Here is a 17,409-nt window from a genome sequence, read left to right as displayed (position 1 = left end):
ATATATAGTAATTATGGTAAAACGAATGATTTCCCGACTTTCGGTACTGGGAGTACTGATTGTTTTCATGGCAGCCTGCTCAAAGAAAGCGGAATATATCCATGTGATTCCTGCTGACGCTTCGGCTGTTGCCTCCGTCAATCTGAACACGCTTGCCGACAAAGCCGGCCTGAATGATAAAGAAAACGAAGGAATGAAACAAAAAATGATGGAAGCCCTGAAAAGCGGAATGAATGCGGCCGCCTTCCAGCAATTGGAAAAGATAATGAAGGATCCTTCCCAATCGGGTATCGATATCAAGGCCCCCGTCTTTGTGTTTACTTCCAAAACGTTCATTACCCCCGCTATGGTTGCCAAGGTTAGCAATATCGACGACTTGCGTGCTTCTCTTGACTTAATGGCCAAAGAGGGAATCTGCCAGCCGATAGCAGAAGAAGACGGATATAGTTTCACTACTCTGCAAAAAAACAGCCTGTTGGTTTTTAATGAAAACGCAGCAGTCTTGACAGAAGCCTACGGAACTTCACAAATGGATGTTGCCAAACAAACCATCTCTACTTTATTAAAACAGACGGAAGAGAACAGTATCATGAAGAACAGCGGTTTCAAAAAGATGCAAAATCAAAAAGGGGACATTAACTTCTTTGCTTCAATGGATGCTGTTCCTAAGATATACTCGCAACAAATCAGTATGGGGCTTTCTTCACAACTCGATCTAAGCGAAGTAATGGCCGTAGGCAATCTCAACTTTGAGAAAGGAAAGATAGCTCTGCAGATTGAAACTTATTCGGATAACGCCGAAACAGACGCACTGCTAAAGAAGCAGGCTCAAGCTGTGAAAAAGCTAAATACAACTTTCCTCCAGAATTTCCCGGAATCGACTCTTGCCTTTCTAAACATAGGAGTCAACGGGGCAGCATTCTATGACCTATTGCTCAACAACGAAGAATTCCGCAGAAACGTTTCACTTGCAAAAGCCGAGGAGGTGAAAAGTTTATTCGCATCTTTCGATGGTGATATCTCTATCGGTCTGATTAACGTAACCATGAACAGTGCACCCACTTTCGCTGCTTATGCCGACGCAAAGAACGGAAATGCCTTGAAAGCATTGTACGATAAAAAGAAAGAATTGAAATTAGGTAGAAATGAAGACATCATCCAACTGGGCGAAAATGAATACGTTTATAAGTCGAACACCAATAATGTGTTCTTTGGCATCCGTAACAAACAAATGTATGCCACCAATGACGAGCTCCTCTACAAGAATATCAGTAAGCCGGTAGACAAATCAATCAAAGATGCCGGATATGTATCGGATATGAAGGGCAAAAATGTGTTCTTTGTCATCAACATGGATGCCATTTTAGATCTTCCTGTCGTGAAAATGATAACCGGTTTCGGTGGCGAAGAATACCAGACTTACTATAAACTTGCTTCACAGATTTCTTATATTGAAGCATTCAGTGACAGCGAAGGTAAGACTGAAACAGCCATTCTCCTGAAAAACAAAGATGTCAACGCTTTAAAACAGATAGTAGACTTTGCCAAGCAATTTGCCGGCATGTAACCTTCAGCGTATGAACAGCATTCACTTACAGCAAACACTTCCCCAAGTGTTTGCTGACCGTAACTCGGTCATTTCGGATGTATGGCATCAAGACCTCTTTTTCCATAAAGGAAAATCTTACTTGATCGAAGCAGCATCCGGTACCGGAAAATCATCGCTATGCAGCTATATCTATGGCTACCGAAACGACTATCAAGGAATTATCAATTTCGATGAAACCAATATAAAAGCATACTCGGTGAAGCAATGGGTTGAACTCAGGAAGCATTCACTGAGTATGCTATTTCAGGATTTGCGCATTTTCACAGAGCTGACTGCCATCGAAAATATCCGGTTAAAGAATAACCTAACCGGATATAAAACCCGGAAAGAGGTATTGGCATTGTTCGAAGCACTGGGACTTTCGGACAAGTTGAATGTAAAAGCAGGAAAACTATCTTTCGGACAACAACAAAGAGTGGCGTTCATCCGGTCACTTTGTCAACCCTTCGACTTTATTTTCCTGGATGAACCCATCAGCCATCTTGACGATGACAACGCACATATCATGGAAGAGTTAGTGACGGGAGAAGCCAAGAAACAAGGGGCGGGTATCATCGTGACGTCCATCGGAAAGCATATCGAGTTAAAGTATGACAGAATATTAAAATTATGAACAACTTAGTCTGGAAGCTGCTCCGTCAGCATATCAGCATCGGTCAGTTGACCGGTTTCTTTTTTGCCAACCTTTTCGGGATGGTCATTGTGTTGCTCAGCGCACAATTCTACAAAGATGTACTTCCCATCTTTACCGAAGGGGATAGTTTCATGAAGAAAGATTATATTATTGCTACCAAGAAAATCAGTACATTAGGGACTTTCGCAGGTAAGAATAACACCTTCTCCCCCAAAGAAATCGAGGAACTGAAACAACAGTCATTCACCCTAACAGTAGGCGCTTTCACCCCTTCGCAATTTAAAGTATCCGCCGGTCTGGGAATGCAGGAAGCAGGAGTACACCTTTCTACGGAAATGTTTTTCGAAGCCGTCCCTGACGAATTCGTAGACGTCAACCTCGACAAATGGTACTTCGATGAAAATACCCATACCCTCCCCATCATCATTCCACGCAATTATCTGAACCTGTATAACTTTGGTTTTGCCCAAAGCCGAAACCTGCCTAAACTCTCGGAAGGCCTGATGAGTCTGATCCAGATGGACATCCTGATGAAGGGGAATGGACGGGTAGAGCAATACAAGGGGAATATCGTCGGCTTTTCCAACCGGTTGAACACCATCCTGGTTCCACAGTCTTTCATGGATTGGGCTAACAAGAACTTCGCACCGGATCGTCAGGCAGATCCTTCACGACTGATTGTTGAAGTAAACAACCCGGCTGACGCCTCTATCGCAAAATATTTTCAGCAGAAAGGTTATGAAACGGAAGACGGGAAACTGGATGCCGGTAAAACGACTTATTTCCTGAGACTGATTGTGGGTATCGTTCTGGCTGTGGGACTATTCATCAGCTTGCTCTCTTTCTATATATTGATGCTCAGCATTTTCTTGTTACTGCAAAAAAACACCACCAAGCTGGAAAGCCTGCTTCTGATAGGATACAGCCCTTCGAAAGTGGCACTCCCCTATCAGACCCTGACAGTAGGACTTAATATTGTAGTGATGTTATTATCCATAGGAATTGTTTCGTGGACACGTGCATCTTATCTCGAAACACTAAACTCACTTTTCCCACAGATACCCTCCGGATCACTTTGGCCCACATTCACTATCGGCATATTGCTGTTCTTACTGGTATCATTCATCAATATCATTGTTTTGAAAAAGAAGATGTTATCTATATGGATGCACAACGCATAAGAGAGATTAGGACATAAAAAAAGGAGCAACGCCTTGCTCCAACCTTTGTTAACCTTAAATCTAATACTATGAAAAACACATTGCAAAGATACGCACTCTTTGGTTATCTGCAAATAATACAAGAAAAAAAGCATGTTTTATAACACCATTTAAGAGTTTAACATCTGCTTTTCACTTCCTTTTTCATATCTTTGTCCAATCATTAATAAAGTTATGACCATGCCGGACTATGATCTGATTGCCATACTTGGCCCCACCGCTTCAGGTAAAACCCCTTTTGCTGCCGCATTAGCTGCAGACTTAGATACTGAAATCATCAGTGCCGATTCACGCCAGATTTACCGGGGAATGGACCTCGGAACAGGCAAAGATCTGGAAGATTACACCATCAACGGGCAGCAAATTCCCTATCACTTGATCGATATTGCCGACCCGGGTTATAAATACAATGTTTTTGAGTATCAACGTGATTTCCTGACAGCTTACGAGACTATTAAACAAAAAGGGCGCCTTCCCGTTCTATGTGGAGGTACGGGACTGTATCTGGAATCGGTACTGAAAGGATATCGCCTGATTCCCGTCCCCGAAAATCAAGAATTGCGCACACGTCTGGCGGAAAAATCATTGGAAGAACTGACCGGCATATTAAGCCAGTATAAGACACTTCATAACTCGACAGATGTAGATACCGTTAAACGGGCAATCCGCGCCATCGAAATTGAAGAATATTACGCAAAGACGCCGATAGAAGAAAGAGAGTTTCCACAACTGAACAGCCTGATTATCGGAGTGGACATCGACCGGGAGTTACGACGGGAAAAAATCACCCGCCGGCTGAAGCAAAGGCTGGATGACGGCATGATAGAAGAGGTACGCCGCTTATTGGCACAAGGAATCCATCCGGATGACCTGATTTATTATGGGTTGGAATACAAATACCTGACTCTGCATGTTATTGGGAAAATGACGTATAAGGAAATGTTCACGGGCTTGGAAACTGCCATTCATCAGTTTGCCAAACGGCAAATGACCTGGTTTAGGGGAATGGAACGAAGGGGCTTTACCATTCATTGGGTAAATGCTTCACTTCCGATGGAGGAAAAGATTAACTTTGTAAAGCAGAAACTCAAAGAGTTTTAGTAACTTTGGCGAAGTTCTTAACAGCCTTTGCTTTGTTCATCAACTCGTCCCGCGTATGCGGGACGAGCTAAAGGACGAGGGAAAAGCTAATAAATAACCAATGTCAGACGGTTAAAGTACGGTAAGTCCGTTGTTAATAAACGAATGATCTACCGCTTAAGCAAGAAACCGGTTCGCTGACAGAGAGATTGAATTAGAAGTACGAAATAATAAATGTAAAATCCATGAGCGTAGAACCTGGGAAATGGGGTGTAATCTACAATCCCAAAGCAGGCACACGAAAAGTGCAGAAACGATGGAAAGAAATTAAAGAGTACATGGACTCTAAAGGAGTGTCATACGACTATGTGCAGTCCGAAGGTTTCGGTTCAGTAGAACGACTTGCCGGAATTTTGGCCAACAATGGTTACCGAACCATCGTAGTTGTGGGGGGAGACGGTGCACTGAATGACGCTATCAACGGCATTATGAGCTCGAATGCAGAAAAAAAAGACGAAATAGCCATTGGTATCATCCCTAACGGAATTGGAAACGACTTTGCCAGATATTGGGAACTGAACCTGGAATATAAGCAGGCAGTGGACTGGATCATTAACAACCGCCGAAAGAAAATAGATGTAGGTTACTGCAATTTTTACGATGGCGAGAAGCACCGGCGACGTTATTTCCTGAATGCCGTTAACATAGGGTTAGGGGCACGTATCGTAAAAATCACCGATCAAACCAAACGTTTCTGGGGCGTAAAGTTCCTCTCCTACCTGGCAGCTCTTTTCCTGTTGATATTCGAACGTAAGCTATATCGCTCACATCTCAAGATTAACGACGAACATATACGCGGCCGGATCATGACAGTCTGTGTAGGAAGCGCTACCGGATACGGACAAACTCCAAGCGCTGTTCCTTATAATGGCTGGTTAGATGTATCAGTCATCTACCGTCCTGAGTTCCTGCAAATAATATCCGGACTTTGGATGCTTATCCAGGGACGTATCCTGAATCATAAAGTCGTGAAGTCTTATCGCACCCGGAAAGTAAAGGTATTGCGTGCACAAAATGCCGCAGTCGACCTTGACGGACGTCTCCTGCCACGTCATTTTCCCATCGAAATAGGAATTATTCCGGAAGCAACCACATTGATTATACCCAATTGATAAAATATAAATGTTATGATAGAACAACTGAAAAACAATAAGACGGGAAACTTCTTCCTATTGGCCGGACCATGCGTTATCGAAGGTGAAGAGATGGCCATGCGAATTGCCGAAAGAATAGTAAATATCACCGATAAACTGGGAATTCCTTATGTATTCAAAGGTTCATATCGCAAAGCTAACCGCTCACGCATGGATTCATTCATGGGAATTGGTGATGAAAAGGCATTAAAGGTTCTCGAAAAAGTGCACAAAACCTTCGGAATACCTACCGTAACAGATATTCACGCTGCCGACGAAGCGGCCATGGCGGCCAGTTATGTAGATATTCTGCAAATCCCGGCCTTCTTGTGCCGACAGACGGACTTGCTGGTGGCGGCAGCTAAAACCGGAAAAACGATTAATATCAAAAAAGGACAGTTTCTCTCCCCACTCGCCATGCAATTTGCAGCCGACAAAGTGATAGAAGCCGGAAACAAGAACGTGATGCTGACTGAACGTGGAACAACATTTGGTTATCAGGACTTGGTGATTGATTACAGGGGTATACCGGAAATGCAATCTTTTGGTTATCCGGTCATTCTGGATGTAACCCACTCATTGCAACAACCTAATCAGACAAATGGAGTAACGGGAGGAATGCCGCAATTGATTGAGACGGTGGCCAAAGCCGGTATCGCTGTCGGCGTCGACGGACTTTTCATTGAAACGCACGAAAATCCCACAGTAGCCAAGAGTGACGGTGCCAATATGCTGAAGCTTGACCTATTGGAAGGATTATTGACTAAACTGGTGAAAATTAGAGAAGCGATTATGTGATTTACTTCCCGGCAATGCGACTGATAGAAAAAACAGAAACAAGATTATTCACCACAGAACGCACTGAAAGCACAGAATCTTGTATATAAAAACATCAAAAACGAGAGTGTGATCAGTGTATGCTGCGGTAGATAGAATTCAAAAACAGTATAGCAATGAAACATTTATTCCGTGGTTTACTTTTCGTTGCAGTCATCCTGTGCTGCAACTTCCAGCAGGCCTTTGCACAGCAAATGCCGCCCATCCCTATTGACAAGAATGTACGTATCGGAAAGTTAGACAATGGTCTGACTTACTACATCCGTAAGAACAATCTGCCCGCCAACCGTGCCGACTTCTACATTGCCCAGAAAGTGGGCTCTATCCAAGAAGAAGAAAACCAACGTGGATTGGCACACTTTCTGGAACATATGTGTTTCAATGGGACCACTCACTTCCCGGGTGATGCGCTGAAACAGTATCTGGAACGTATCGGAGTAAAGTTCGGTGAGAATCTGAATGCATATACTTCCATCGACGAAACGGTTTACAACATCTCCAATGTACCGGTCAACACCCCCGGAGCAGTAGATTCTTGTTTACTGATCCTCCACGACTGGAGCAATGACCTGACCCTCGATCCGAAGGAAATTGATAAAGAACGAGGTGTCATCAATGAGGAATGGCGTACCCGTATGAGTGCCATGATGCGTATGCAAGAGAAACTTCTACCGATGATGTATCCGGGCGATAAATATGCCAACAGTTTCCCCATTGGAACCATGGACGTAGTGATGAACTTCAAACCACAAACACTGAGAGACTACTATGAAAAGTGGTACCGTCCGGACCTACAGGGAATCGTCATTGTCGGTGATATCGACGTAGATGCCGTAGAAGCCAAGATCAAAACAATGTTCGCCGATATTCCGGCACAGCCGAATGCCGCCGAACGCATCTATTATCCGGTTGCCGATAATAAAGAACCGATCATCTGTATCCTGAAAGATAAGGAACAACCTCATGTACAGGTTCTTCTTTTCAATAAGCACGAAGCAATTCCTGACAATCAGAAAGGCAATGTGGACTACCTGATACAGCAGTATGCCAAGGATCTGATCAGCAGTATGCTGAACGCACGTTTAAATGAATTGGCACAAACGGCTAACCCGCCTTATATCTATGCCGGAACGCAAGACGGCAACTTTTTCGTATCCAAAACCAAGGATGCCTTTCTCGGAGTTGTGGTCTGCAAAGAAGACAGCATAGATAATGGTATCGCCACCCTGCTGCGCGAAATAGAACGTGCCCGCCAGTTCGGCTTCACCGAAACGGAATACAACCGTGCCCGTGCAGAATACTTACGCCAATTGGAATCGGCTTACAACGAACGGGATAAACAGAAAAATAATAAATATGTGGACGAATATGTCCGTCACTTCCTTGATAACGAACCAATACCGGGTATTGAAAACGAATATACTTTTATCAATCAGATAGCTCCAAATATTCCGGTGGCAGCAATCAACCAATTGATGAAAGGTCTTATTACGGACAATAATCAGGTAGTAGCTCTTTTCGCTCCTGAAAAAGAAGGTCTGAAACTGCCTTCCGAAGCGACCATAAACAAACTGCTGAAAGATGCAAAAGCGGAGAAACTGACTGCTTATGTAGACAAGGTATCAGACGAACCTTTGATGGCCGAAGCTCCGAAAGGGGGGAAAATTGTTTCCGAAACGAAAGATGATATCTTTGGAACAACTACTCTGACTCTATCTAACGGGGTAAAGGTAATTATAAAAAAGACCGATTTCAAAGCAGACGAAATCCGTATGAAAGGTGTCAGTCTGGGAGGCAGTTCTTTATTCCCCGATTCGGAAATCATTAATATAAGTGGTCTGGATGCTGTCGGCGCCGGTGGCTTAGGTAACTTCAGTGCGGTAGATCTTGAGAAAGTGCTTGCCGGAAAGAAAGCATCGGTCAATTACAATATCTCACTCACGACCGAAAACGTTTCAGGAAGTTGCTCTCCCAAAGATTTTGAAACGATGATGCAACTCACTTACCTCACATTCACCGCCCCGCGCAGAGACAACGATGCATTTGCATCTTATAAAAGTCGTAGTAAAGCCACGTTAAAAAATCAGGAACTGAACCCGAATGTGGCATTCAGTGACTCTATACAAGCCGGTGTTTATATGAATCATCCGAGAGCCAGACGCATAAAAGCCGATATGGTGGATCAGATGGATTACAATAAGATTCTGTCTATGTATCAGGATCGTTTTAAAGATGCAAGCGACTTCACATTCATCTTTGTCGGTAACGTAGACGTAGAAAAGATGAAACCGGTCATTGCAGAATATCTGGGTGCACTCCCTGCCATCAATCGTCAGGAGACTTTTAAAGATAACAAAATAGAAGTGCGTCAGGGTGTTTACAAGAACGAATTCACCAAGAAACAGGAAACGCCCAAAGCTTCGGTATTCGTGTTTTATAGCGGAGACTGCAAATATGATCTGAGAAACAACCTTCTGCTCGGCATGACAAGCCAGATACTTGATCTGGTTTACACAGAAAAAGTACGTGAAGACGAGGGAGGTACCTATGGAGTATACGTAGGTGGAAGGTTACAAAAATATCCCAAAGAAAAAATATTTTTGCAGATTATCTTCGATACAGCCCCCGACAAGAAAGAGAAATTGATGAAAATCATCTTTGACGAGATAACCGACATAGCGAAAACCGGTCCGTCAGAAACCAACTTGAATAAGGTGAAAGAGTACATGCTGAAAAAGCATACCGAGGACCTGAAAGAGAATAGCTACTGGTTGGGAAGTATCGACGAATACCTGTATACCGGCGTTAACCGTGTGAATGACTACGAAAAGATAGTCAACAGCATTACGGTAAATGATATTCGGAAATTCGCAGACGACCTGTTCAAACAAAAGAACGAGGTGGAAGTGACAATGGTCAGTGCGGAAAATAAATAATCAATCCTAAAAGCAAAGAGCATCAAAAAATCTTTTCCACCACAGATTTCACAGATTAGAATCACAGTCATTCAAAATCCGAGAATGAAACTCAGACAATGAAAACCGGTGTAATCTGTGGTGGTTTTGCTCTCCCCCCCTCCCTTAAACTATAACAAACTATGCTATTCAACGAATTGCGTCGACACGGCAAACTTGCTGCCAAACGGCATCCGATGTACGAAAAGAATAAAATCGGCAAATACATCATGTATGCCTCCTTTATTTTCTGGGGTGCTTACTTTATATTTATTGGCATCGGTCTGGCAAAAGCCATCAGCACAGAAGTTCCCAATATGGAAGCCTATCATATTTTGAACAGTGGACTGATATTTGCGCTTGCCCTGGACTTTGTAATACGTTTCCCCTTCCAAAAAACTCCTACACAAGAAGTAAAACCTTACCTGCTACTTCCGGTAAAACGAAGCCGTATACTCGACTTTCTGCTTCTCCGCCACGGGCTCAGCTCTTTCAATCTTATCTGGCTGTTCCTGTTCGTGCCGTTCGCAGCACTCACAGTCTTTCCTTTTTATGGAATATCAGGAGTTCTCACTTACAGCATCGGCATTTGGTTACTGATGGTTTTCAACGGATATTGGTATCTGCTTTGCCGTACGCTGATTAACGAACATATTTGGTGGGTGTTACTTCCCATCGTTGTCTACAGTGGAATTGCCATCGCTATTTTTATTCCCAAAACGGAATTTATAAGTGACTTTTTCATGAACTTGGGAGAAGGTTATATCGAAGGAAATCTACTTGCTTACCTGGGTACATTGGCAGCCACTGTTCTGATATGGTGTATCAACCGTAAAGTGATGACCGGTTTAATATACAACGAAATCAATAAAGTAGAAGACACAAAAGTAAAAACCGTATCCGAATACCGTTTCCTGGAACGTTACGGAGAGGTGGGCGAATACATGCGCCTGGAGTTGAAAATGCTCCTACGAAACAAACGCTGTAAGGCCTCACTCCGATCGGTAGCAATGCTCGTAATCATCTTCTCCATCATACTGAGTTTCAGCAGTACGTATGACCACATGAAGAGTTTTGTCCTGGTATACTCTTTCCTTGGATTCGGTATGGTGATTCTGATACAACTTATGGGATTTGAAGGAAACTATATCGACGGACTGATGACTCGCAAAGAATCTATCAAAAGCCTGTTGACAGCCAAATATTATATCTATAGCTTGGCGGAAATCATTCCGCTGATCCTGCTGATACCGGCTTTTGTGATGGGAAAAGCCAGCCTGCTGGGTGCTGTCGCACTAATCTTTCTGACAACAGGTCCCGTCTATTGCATCTTGTTCCAACTGGCGGTATACAACCATAAAACCGTACCACTCAATGAAAGCATCACAGGCAAACAAAGCACGAATAGCGGAATGCAGATGCTAATCAGTCTTGGAGTTTTCATCGTACCAACCACACTCTATGGTACGCTCCCCATGCTGCTGGGACAAACATGGGCCTACATTGTTATATTAATCATCGGATTAGGCTTCACCCTGACCTCCCCTATGTGGATAAACAATGTATATGTCCGTTTCATGCAACGCCGCTACGAAAATATGGAAGGATTCAGAGATAGTAAATAACGATTCAATATTTATCAAACAAAAAAGAATATGATTACCATACATAACCTCCAAAAAAATTTCGGTACCCAAACAGCTATCGATATCGATAGCTACACAATCAATCAAGGAGAAATGATTGGCCTGGTAGGTAACAATGGAGCCGGAAAAACAACTTTATTCCGTTTAATGTTAGATTTGCTGAAAGCTGACTCCGGAGAGGTCATTATTAATGACATCCATGTGAATCAAAGTGAAGACTGGAAAAGTTTCACCGGTGCATTTATCGATGATGGTTTTCTGATCGGCTACCTGACTCCGGAGGAGTATTTCTATTTCATCGGCAAAATGTATGGACTGAAAAAAGAGGAGGTGGATGAACGTTTGACCGCTTTCGAACGTTTTATGAACGGAGAAGTACTGGGGCAAAAGAAGTTTATCCGTAATTTTTCCGCGGGAAATAAGCAAAAAATAGGAATCATATCGGCCATGTTGCATTATCCCAAATTGATAATTTTGGATGAACCATTCAACTTTCTCGATCCGAGTTCGCAATCCGTAATCAAGCACCTGCTGAAAAAGTATAATGAAGAACATAATGCCACAGTTATCATTTCGAGCCATAATCTGAACCACACGGTGGATGTTTGTCCCCGCATCGCAGTACTTGAACACGGAATTATCATCCGTGACATTGTGAACGAGAATAATTCGGCTGAAAAAGAACTGGAAGATTACTTTAATGTAGAAGAATAAAAACGTATGAAGAGACATCTTTTTAATCTGTTGCTCCTTACTGCTTTGGTTGTCAGCCTGAGTGCTTGCCGTACTTCTGTCCCCAGACTTGATTATAAGGCACTCGCCCGCGCTTCTGTACGCCTGGGTGTGGACATCGGAATGGAAGATAATCACAAACTTTATCTGGAGGCGGCCCAGTGGATAGGTACCCCTTACCGGGGAGGTGGGGAGACGAAACGTGGTACTGACTGCTCGGGAATGACTTGCCAGATTTATAAAAAGGTGTATCACATCAAACTGCAACGAAGTACAGACGGCCAGAAGAAAGAGAGCAGCAAAGTTGCCCGGCGGAATCTTCGGGAAGGCGATCTGGTATTTTTCAGCAGCCGGAAATCGCGCAGAAAAGTGGCCCACGTGGGCATCTATCTCAAGGATGGAAAGTTTGTTCATGCCAGCACCAGCCAAGGGGTAATTGTCAGCAGCCTCAACGAGCCCTATTACCGTACCCATTGGATATCGGGAGGCAGAGTGCGCAAATAAGCTTTATTGAAATAAAAAAATCACTATCTTTGCCGAAAATTCCGCAAATGAAATACACGGTTTATTTATTCGACTTTGACTATACGTTAGCAGACTCTTCACGCGGTATCGTAACCTGCTTCAGAAGCGTGCTCGAGAGACACGGCTACACCGGTGTCACCGATGATACCATTAAACGTACCATTGGGAAAACGCTTGAAGAATCATTCAGCATCCTTACAGGAATTACTGACGCCAGTCAACTGGAAGCATTCAGACAAGAGTATTCAAAAGAGGCAGATGTATATATGAATGCAAACACCATCCTTTTCCCGGATACTCTCCCCACGCTTACGTACCTGAAAAAACAAGGGGCCCGTATCGGAATCATTTCAACCAAATACCGGTTCCGGATACTGAGTTTCCTGAAAAATCACATGCCGGATGATTGGTTTGACATTATTATCGGAGGTGAAGATGTGACACATCATAAACCCGATCCTGAAGGTTTGTTACTTGCCATTGACCGATTGAAGGCATGCCCCGAAGAAGTATTATACATCGGTGACAGTACAGTGGATGCAGGAACGGCCGCCGCTGCCGGAGTTTCTTTTGTCGGTGTTACCAGCGGTATGACCACTGCCGAAGAGTTTCAGGCTTATCCCTACGACAGAATCATCAGTTCCCTTGGTCAGCTAATTTCCGTTCCGGACGACAAAGCCGACTGTTCGCTCTGAGCAATCAACCGGATGTTATCCATTCGCCGAATAACGGTGCAAAAAGAAAGCAAACATCTGTTTTTTATAACAGAGTCCTTGTCCGTTTCCAATGCTCTGAGAGAAGAAAAAAGCCCAACGGAGGCTTAAGGGGCCGGAGAGCCGGGCTTCCGAGGTTGAAAAGCCGGGCTTTTTGCGAAAAGAAGCAGGCATTTTAGCAGAAAGAAGTAAGCATTTACCCGGAAAGAAGTAAGCATTTACCAAAAATGTCCTTGTGTTTTGAAAATATCTCCTATTGTTTTCTCCAATATCTCCTATTGTTATTCAAAATCCGGCTTGAAAGGAACACTCCATCTTCCGGTTGGCACCCGCAGGCAGAGCTTTCTGGAATGACAGAATAACCGGGATACGATCCCATCCGCAACACTTTCACCGCCGTCAAGACATCTTTTCTTTCCTCATGCATACAATCAATCAAAAATCCAAAGAAATATGTCATCAGGGAAAAACTGTAGAATGCGTTTTTTCATTCGGGCAAGCGTCCCCGTCCGAAATAAACGATTCTGAGGAGTTCCGATTATCAAAGTGACAGAATGAATAAAGTCATATTCCATTTAGTAATCAACCTTCTAACTGCCCCTGCCTGAAAGAAGAAAAAGAGTAAAATAACATACTGAACAACAAAAAAGAAAAAGAAAAACTTGTCCGAAACAAATAAAAGCAGTAATTTTGTGCCCTGATTATTCCGCACCGGGTTTGAGCAAGTGTTTTTTAAGTGATTAAAGACCACCCGACGGAGCTAACTTACATTTATTTATATAAGATGTACGCAATTGTAGAAATCAACGGTCAGCAATTTAAAGCTGAAGCTGGCCAGAAATTGTTCGTTCACCACATTCAGAATGCAGAGAATGGTGCAACTGTAGAATTTGACAAAGTTCTTTTGGTAGACAAAGACGGAAACGTTACTGTAGGTGCTCCTACTGTAGACGGTGCAAAAGTAGTCTGCCAGATTGTTTCAAGCCTGGTTAAAGGTGACAAAGTACTTGTTTTCCACAAGAAAAGAAGAAAAGGTCACAGAAAGTTGAACGGTCACCGTCAGCAGTTCACAGAGTTAACAATTACAGAAGTAGTAGCTTAATCAATTTTTAAAAGTAAGAAGAAATGGCACATAAGAAAGGTGTCGGTAGTTCTAAGAACGGCCGCGAATCACAGAGCAAAAGATTAGGCGTTAAGATATTTGGTGGCGAAGCTTGCAAAGCAGGTAACATCATCGTTCGTCAAAGAGGTACTGAATTCCACCCGGGTGAAAACATCGGTATGGGTAAGGACCACACTCTTTTCGCTTTAGTAGACGGAACTGTAAGTTTCAAAGTAGGTAGAGAAGACAGAAGATATGTTTCTATCATCCCTGCTGAAGCAACAGAAGCATAAATTTCCGGAGTTTAAAGGAAATTGTAAGAAATTGAAGAAAGAGATGCAATCGGTTGATTGCGTCTCTTTTCTTTTTTATACAAGACGTATCCTCTTATCTTATTTTTATATATCTTTGTAAACTCAAAGAAGAAAGTTCATAAATAAAGTATAGATATGCTTACCATTAAACAAATTACAGAAAACACAGATGCGGTAATCCGCGGTCTGGAAAAGAAACACTTCAAAGGGGCCAAAGAAACAATTGCCCAAGTGATTGAAGTGAATGACAAAAGACGTAATACACAAAACCAATTAGATAAAAACCTGGCAGAGGTAAATTCGCTCTCGAAAACCATCGGCCAGCTAATGAAAGAAGGAAAAAAGGAAGAAGCCGAAGCTGCGAAAACCCGTGTAGCCGAAATAAAGGAGACCAACAAAACACTACAGGCTGACATGGATCAGGCGGCCAACGACATGCTGAATCTGCTGTATACTATTCCCAATATTCCTTATGACAGCGTACCCGAGGGTGTTGGCGCCGAGGATAATGTTGTAGAAAAAATGGGAGGCATGGAAACTCAACTCCCAACAGATGCACTTCCTCACTGGGAGCTGGCTAAGAAATACGACCTGATCGATTTCGACCTGGGTGTAAAAATCACCGGTGCAGGTTTTCCGGTATACAAAGGTAAAGGTGCTCAATTGCAGCGTGCACTGATTAACTTTTTCCTGGATGAAGCACGTAAATCGGGATATACTGAAATCATGCCCCCAACGGTTGTCAATGCAGCTTCCGGTTACGGAACGGGACAACTTCCGGACAAAGAAGGACAAATGTACCACTGCGAAGTAGACGATCTTTATTTGATCCCGACAGCCGAAGTTCCGGTAACCAACATCTACCGTGACGTGATTCTGGATGAAAAACAACTTCCTATTAAAAACTGTGCTTACACACAGTGCTTCCGCCGTGAAGCCGGTTCCTACGGTAAAGATGTACGCGGCCTGAACCGTCTCCACGAATTTTCTAAAGTAGAATTGGTACGTATAGATAAGCCTGAGCACTCCCGCCAGTCACATCAGGAAATGCTGGATCACGTTGAAGGTTTGCTCCAGAAGTTAGAACTTCCTTACCGCATTCTCCGTCTTTGTGGCGGTGATATGAGTTTTACCGCCGCTCTCTGCTTTGATTTCGAAGTATACTCCGAAGCACAGAAACGCTGGCTGGAAGTCAGCTCCGTATCCAACTTCGATACTTACCAGGCTAACCGGTTGAAATGCCGTTATCGCAGCGGAGAAAAAAAGACCGAGCTTTGCCATACACTGAACGGATCAGCGCTGGCGTTACCCCGTATCGTAGCAGCCCTGCTGGAAAATCATCAGACCCCGGAGGGCATTCGGATCCCGAAAGCATTGGTTCCTTACTGCGGATTTGACATTATCGACTAAAAACAAAACAAGATAAAAGAGCAACTCCGATACAGGGGTTGCTCTTTTTTTACCTTAAAACACATTTTTACTAACCTCAAAACTCCTATTTTATGAGCTCTACTCAAAAAAACTTTGCTCTGCCGTTAGCATTTATCGGCATCATGTTCTTTGCCATCGGATTCGCATTAGGAATTAACTCCGTTCTGATTCCGGTTTTACAAGGTTCTTTAGGCATCACTTCCGCTGAATCTTATCTTATTATCGCAGCTACTTTCGTACCTTTTCTTATTTTTGGTTATCCGGCTTCGATGACTATCAAAGCTATCGGGTACAAACGTACCATGGCACTCTCATTCGCCATGTTTGCCATTGCTTTCGGTTTGTACATTCCGTCTGCCAGTCAGGAAAGTTTCGCACTTTTCCTGGTAGCATCTTTCGTTAGCGGTACGGCAAATGCATTCTTACAAGCATCTGTCAATCCGTATATCACTATCCTCGGTCCATTGGACAGTGCCGCCAAACGTATCAGCATCATGGGTATCTGTAACAAGTTAGCATGGCCGATTCCTCCATTGTTCCTGGCCTTCCTGATCGGTAAGGAAGTCAGCGATATTACCGTATCAGACTTATTTACTCCGTTTTATGTAATCATCGCCGCCTTCATCTTATTAGGAATCATCTCGCTGATGGCTCCACTGCCGGAAGTAAAAGCAGCCGGCGAAGATGACAGCGAAGGTGGTGCAGAGGCTTGTCCGTATGCAGCCGGCAAAACGTCTGTATGGCAATTCCCGCATCTGCTGTTGGGATGTCTTGCACTCTTCCTCTACGTAGGTGTAGAAACGGTTTCATTGGGTACTCTTGTTGACTACGCCAACAGCCTGCATCTGGAAAACGCAGCAGCTTATGCCTGGATTGCTCCAATCGGAATTGTAATCGGATATATCTGCGGCATCATTTTCATACCTAAATACCTCAATCAGGCTACAGCATTGAAAATCTGTTCCATTCTTGCCATTGCAGGTTCTATCCTGGTAGTATTGACTCCGGCTGATATCTCGATCTACTTCATAGCATTCATAGCATTGGGATGTTCACTGATGTGGCCTGCACTTTGGCCACTCGCCATGGCAGACTTAGGCAAATTCACCAAGGCCGGTTCTTCTTTGTTGATAATGGCTATGGCCGGCGGTGCTGTCATTCCTACCCTGTTCGGATATATCAAAGACATAGCAGGAGCACAAAATGCTTACTGGATCTGCCTCCCCTGCTTCCTCTTTATCCTCTATTATGGAATGGCGGGGTATAAAATCAGAACAAAATAAACAAATATACTCACCTTGAGGACAAAGCCATCCCTTCAAAAGGATGGCTTTTCTTTTGTTATTTACAAATTAGCAGTATCTTTGCACACTAAGAACATTCTGATAGCAATTACGTAATAAATCCAACAAATTAATT

At 43.4% G+C, this 17,409-nt stretch carries 15 protein-coding genes; all 15 read left to right on the top strand.

The window, feature by feature from the left end:
• Window positions 1–13 precede the first annotated feature (13 nt).
• Window positions 14–1,567 carry a DUF4836 family protein gene (locus DBK98_RS09110; RefSeq protein WP_005775762.1) on the top strand — a complete coding sequence of 518 codons (1,554 nt, stop codon included), beginning with the start codon at window positions 14–16 and terminating at the stop codon, window positions 1,565–1,567.
• Between the two features lie 10 nt (window positions 1,568–1,577).
• A complete protein-coding gene (locus tag DBK98_RS09105) occupies window positions 1,578–2,222 on the top strand; it encodes an ATP-binding cassette domain-containing protein (protein WP_032535681.1) in 645 nt (214 codons plus the stop codon).
• On the top strand, window positions 2,219–3,424 hold the full coding sequence (locus DBK98_RS09100; RefSeq protein WP_032535662.1) for a hypothetical protein: 1,206 nt from the start codon (window positions 2,219–2,221) through the stop codon (window positions 3,422–3,424). Before DBK98_RS09105 ends, DBK98_RS09100 begins: the two co-directional genes overlap by 4 nt.
• 219 nt (window positions 3,425–3,643) lie before the next feature.
• On the top strand, window positions 3,644–4,564 hold the full coding sequence (miaA, locus tag DBK98_RS09095; protein WP_005775759.1) for a tRNA (adenosine(37)-N6)-dimethylallyltransferase MiaA: 921 nt from the start codon (window positions 3,644–3,646) through the stop codon (window positions 4,562–4,564).
• Between the two features lie 224 nt (window positions 4,565–4,788).
• Window positions 4,789–5,715: a diacylglycerol kinase family protein gene (locus DBK98_RS09090; protein ID WP_005810037.1), complete on the top strand. Its 927-nt coding sequence runs from the start codon at window positions 4,789–4,791 to the stop codon at window positions 5,713–5,715.
• A 15-nt stretch (window positions 5,716–5,730) separates the two neighbouring features.
• On the top strand, window positions 5,731–6,534 hold the full coding sequence (kdsA, locus tag DBK98_RS09085; protein ID WP_005775756.1) for a 3-deoxy-8-phosphooctulonate synthase: 804 nt from the start codon (window positions 5,731–5,733) through the stop codon (window positions 6,532–6,534).
• Window positions 6,535–6,689: 155 nt separating this feature from the next.
• On the top strand, window positions 6,690–9,509 hold the full coding sequence (locus tag DBK98_RS09080; protein ID WP_032535661.1) for a pitrilysin family protein: 2,820 nt from the start codon (window positions 6,690–6,692) through the stop codon (window positions 9,507–9,509).
• A 161-nt stretch (window positions 9,510–9,670) separates the two neighbouring features.
• Complete coding sequence (locus DBK98_RS09075; RefSeq protein ID WP_005818637.1) at window positions 9,671–11,152, top strand: DUF5687 family protein; 1,482 nt, start codon at window positions 9,671–9,673, stop codon at window positions 11,150–11,152.
• Window positions 11,153–11,182: 30 nt separating this feature from the next.
• Window positions 11,183–11,887, top strand: a complete 705-nt coding sequence (locus tag DBK98_RS09070) for an ABC transporter ATP-binding protein (protein ID WP_005810044.1) — start codon at window positions 11,183–11,185, stop codon at window positions 11,885–11,887.
• 6 nt (window positions 11,888–11,893) lie between these two features.
• Window positions 11,894–12,409: a C40 family peptidase gene (locus DBK98_RS09065; protein WP_005810046.1), complete on the top strand. Its 516-nt coding sequence runs from the start codon at window positions 11,894–11,896 to the stop codon at window positions 12,407–12,409.
• A gap of 47 nt (window positions 12,410–12,456) precedes the next feature.
• Window positions 12,457–13,125, top strand: coding sequence for an HAD family hydrolase (locus tag DBK98_RS09060; protein ID WP_032535660.1), 669 nt, complete (start codon window positions 12,457–12,459; stop codon window positions 13,123–13,125).
• An 802-nt stretch (window positions 13,126–13,927) separates the two neighbouring features.
• Window positions 13,928–14,245: a 50S ribosomal protein L21 gene (gene rplU, locus DBK98_RS09055; protein WP_005775748.1), complete on the top strand. Its 318-nt coding sequence runs from the start codon at window positions 13,928–13,930 to the stop codon at window positions 14,243–14,245.
• 23 nt (window positions 14,246–14,268) lie between these two features.
• Window positions 14,269–14,538: a 50S ribosomal protein L27 gene (gene rpmA, locus DBK98_RS09050; protein ID WP_005775747.1), complete on the top strand. Its 270-nt coding sequence runs from the start codon at window positions 14,269–14,271 to the stop codon at window positions 14,536–14,538.
• Between the two features lie 156 nt (window positions 14,539–14,694).
• Window positions 14,695–15,969 carry a serine--tRNA ligase gene (gene serS, locus DBK98_RS09045; RefSeq protein ID WP_005775744.1) on the top strand — a complete coding sequence of 425 codons (1,275 nt, stop codon included), beginning with the start codon at window positions 14,695–14,697 and terminating at the stop codon, window positions 15,967–15,969.
• A 92-nt stretch (window positions 15,970–16,061) separates the two neighbouring features.
• Window positions 16,062–17,273, top strand: coding sequence for a glucose/galactose MFS transporter (gene gluP / locus DBK98_RS09040; RefSeq protein WP_005775743.1), 1,212 nt, complete (start codon window positions 16,062–16,064; stop codon window positions 17,271–17,273).
• The last annotated feature ends 136 nt before the right edge of the window (window positions 17,274–17,409 follow it).

Origin of the sequence: Bacteroides sp. PHL 2737 (assembly GCF_004115325.2) — a bacterium.
Taxonomy (GTDB): Bacteria; Bacteroidota; Bacteroidia; order Bacteroidales; family Bacteroidaceae; genus Bacteroides; species Bacteroides hominis.
This window is presented reverse-complemented; position numbering and strand designations above follow the sequence as displayed.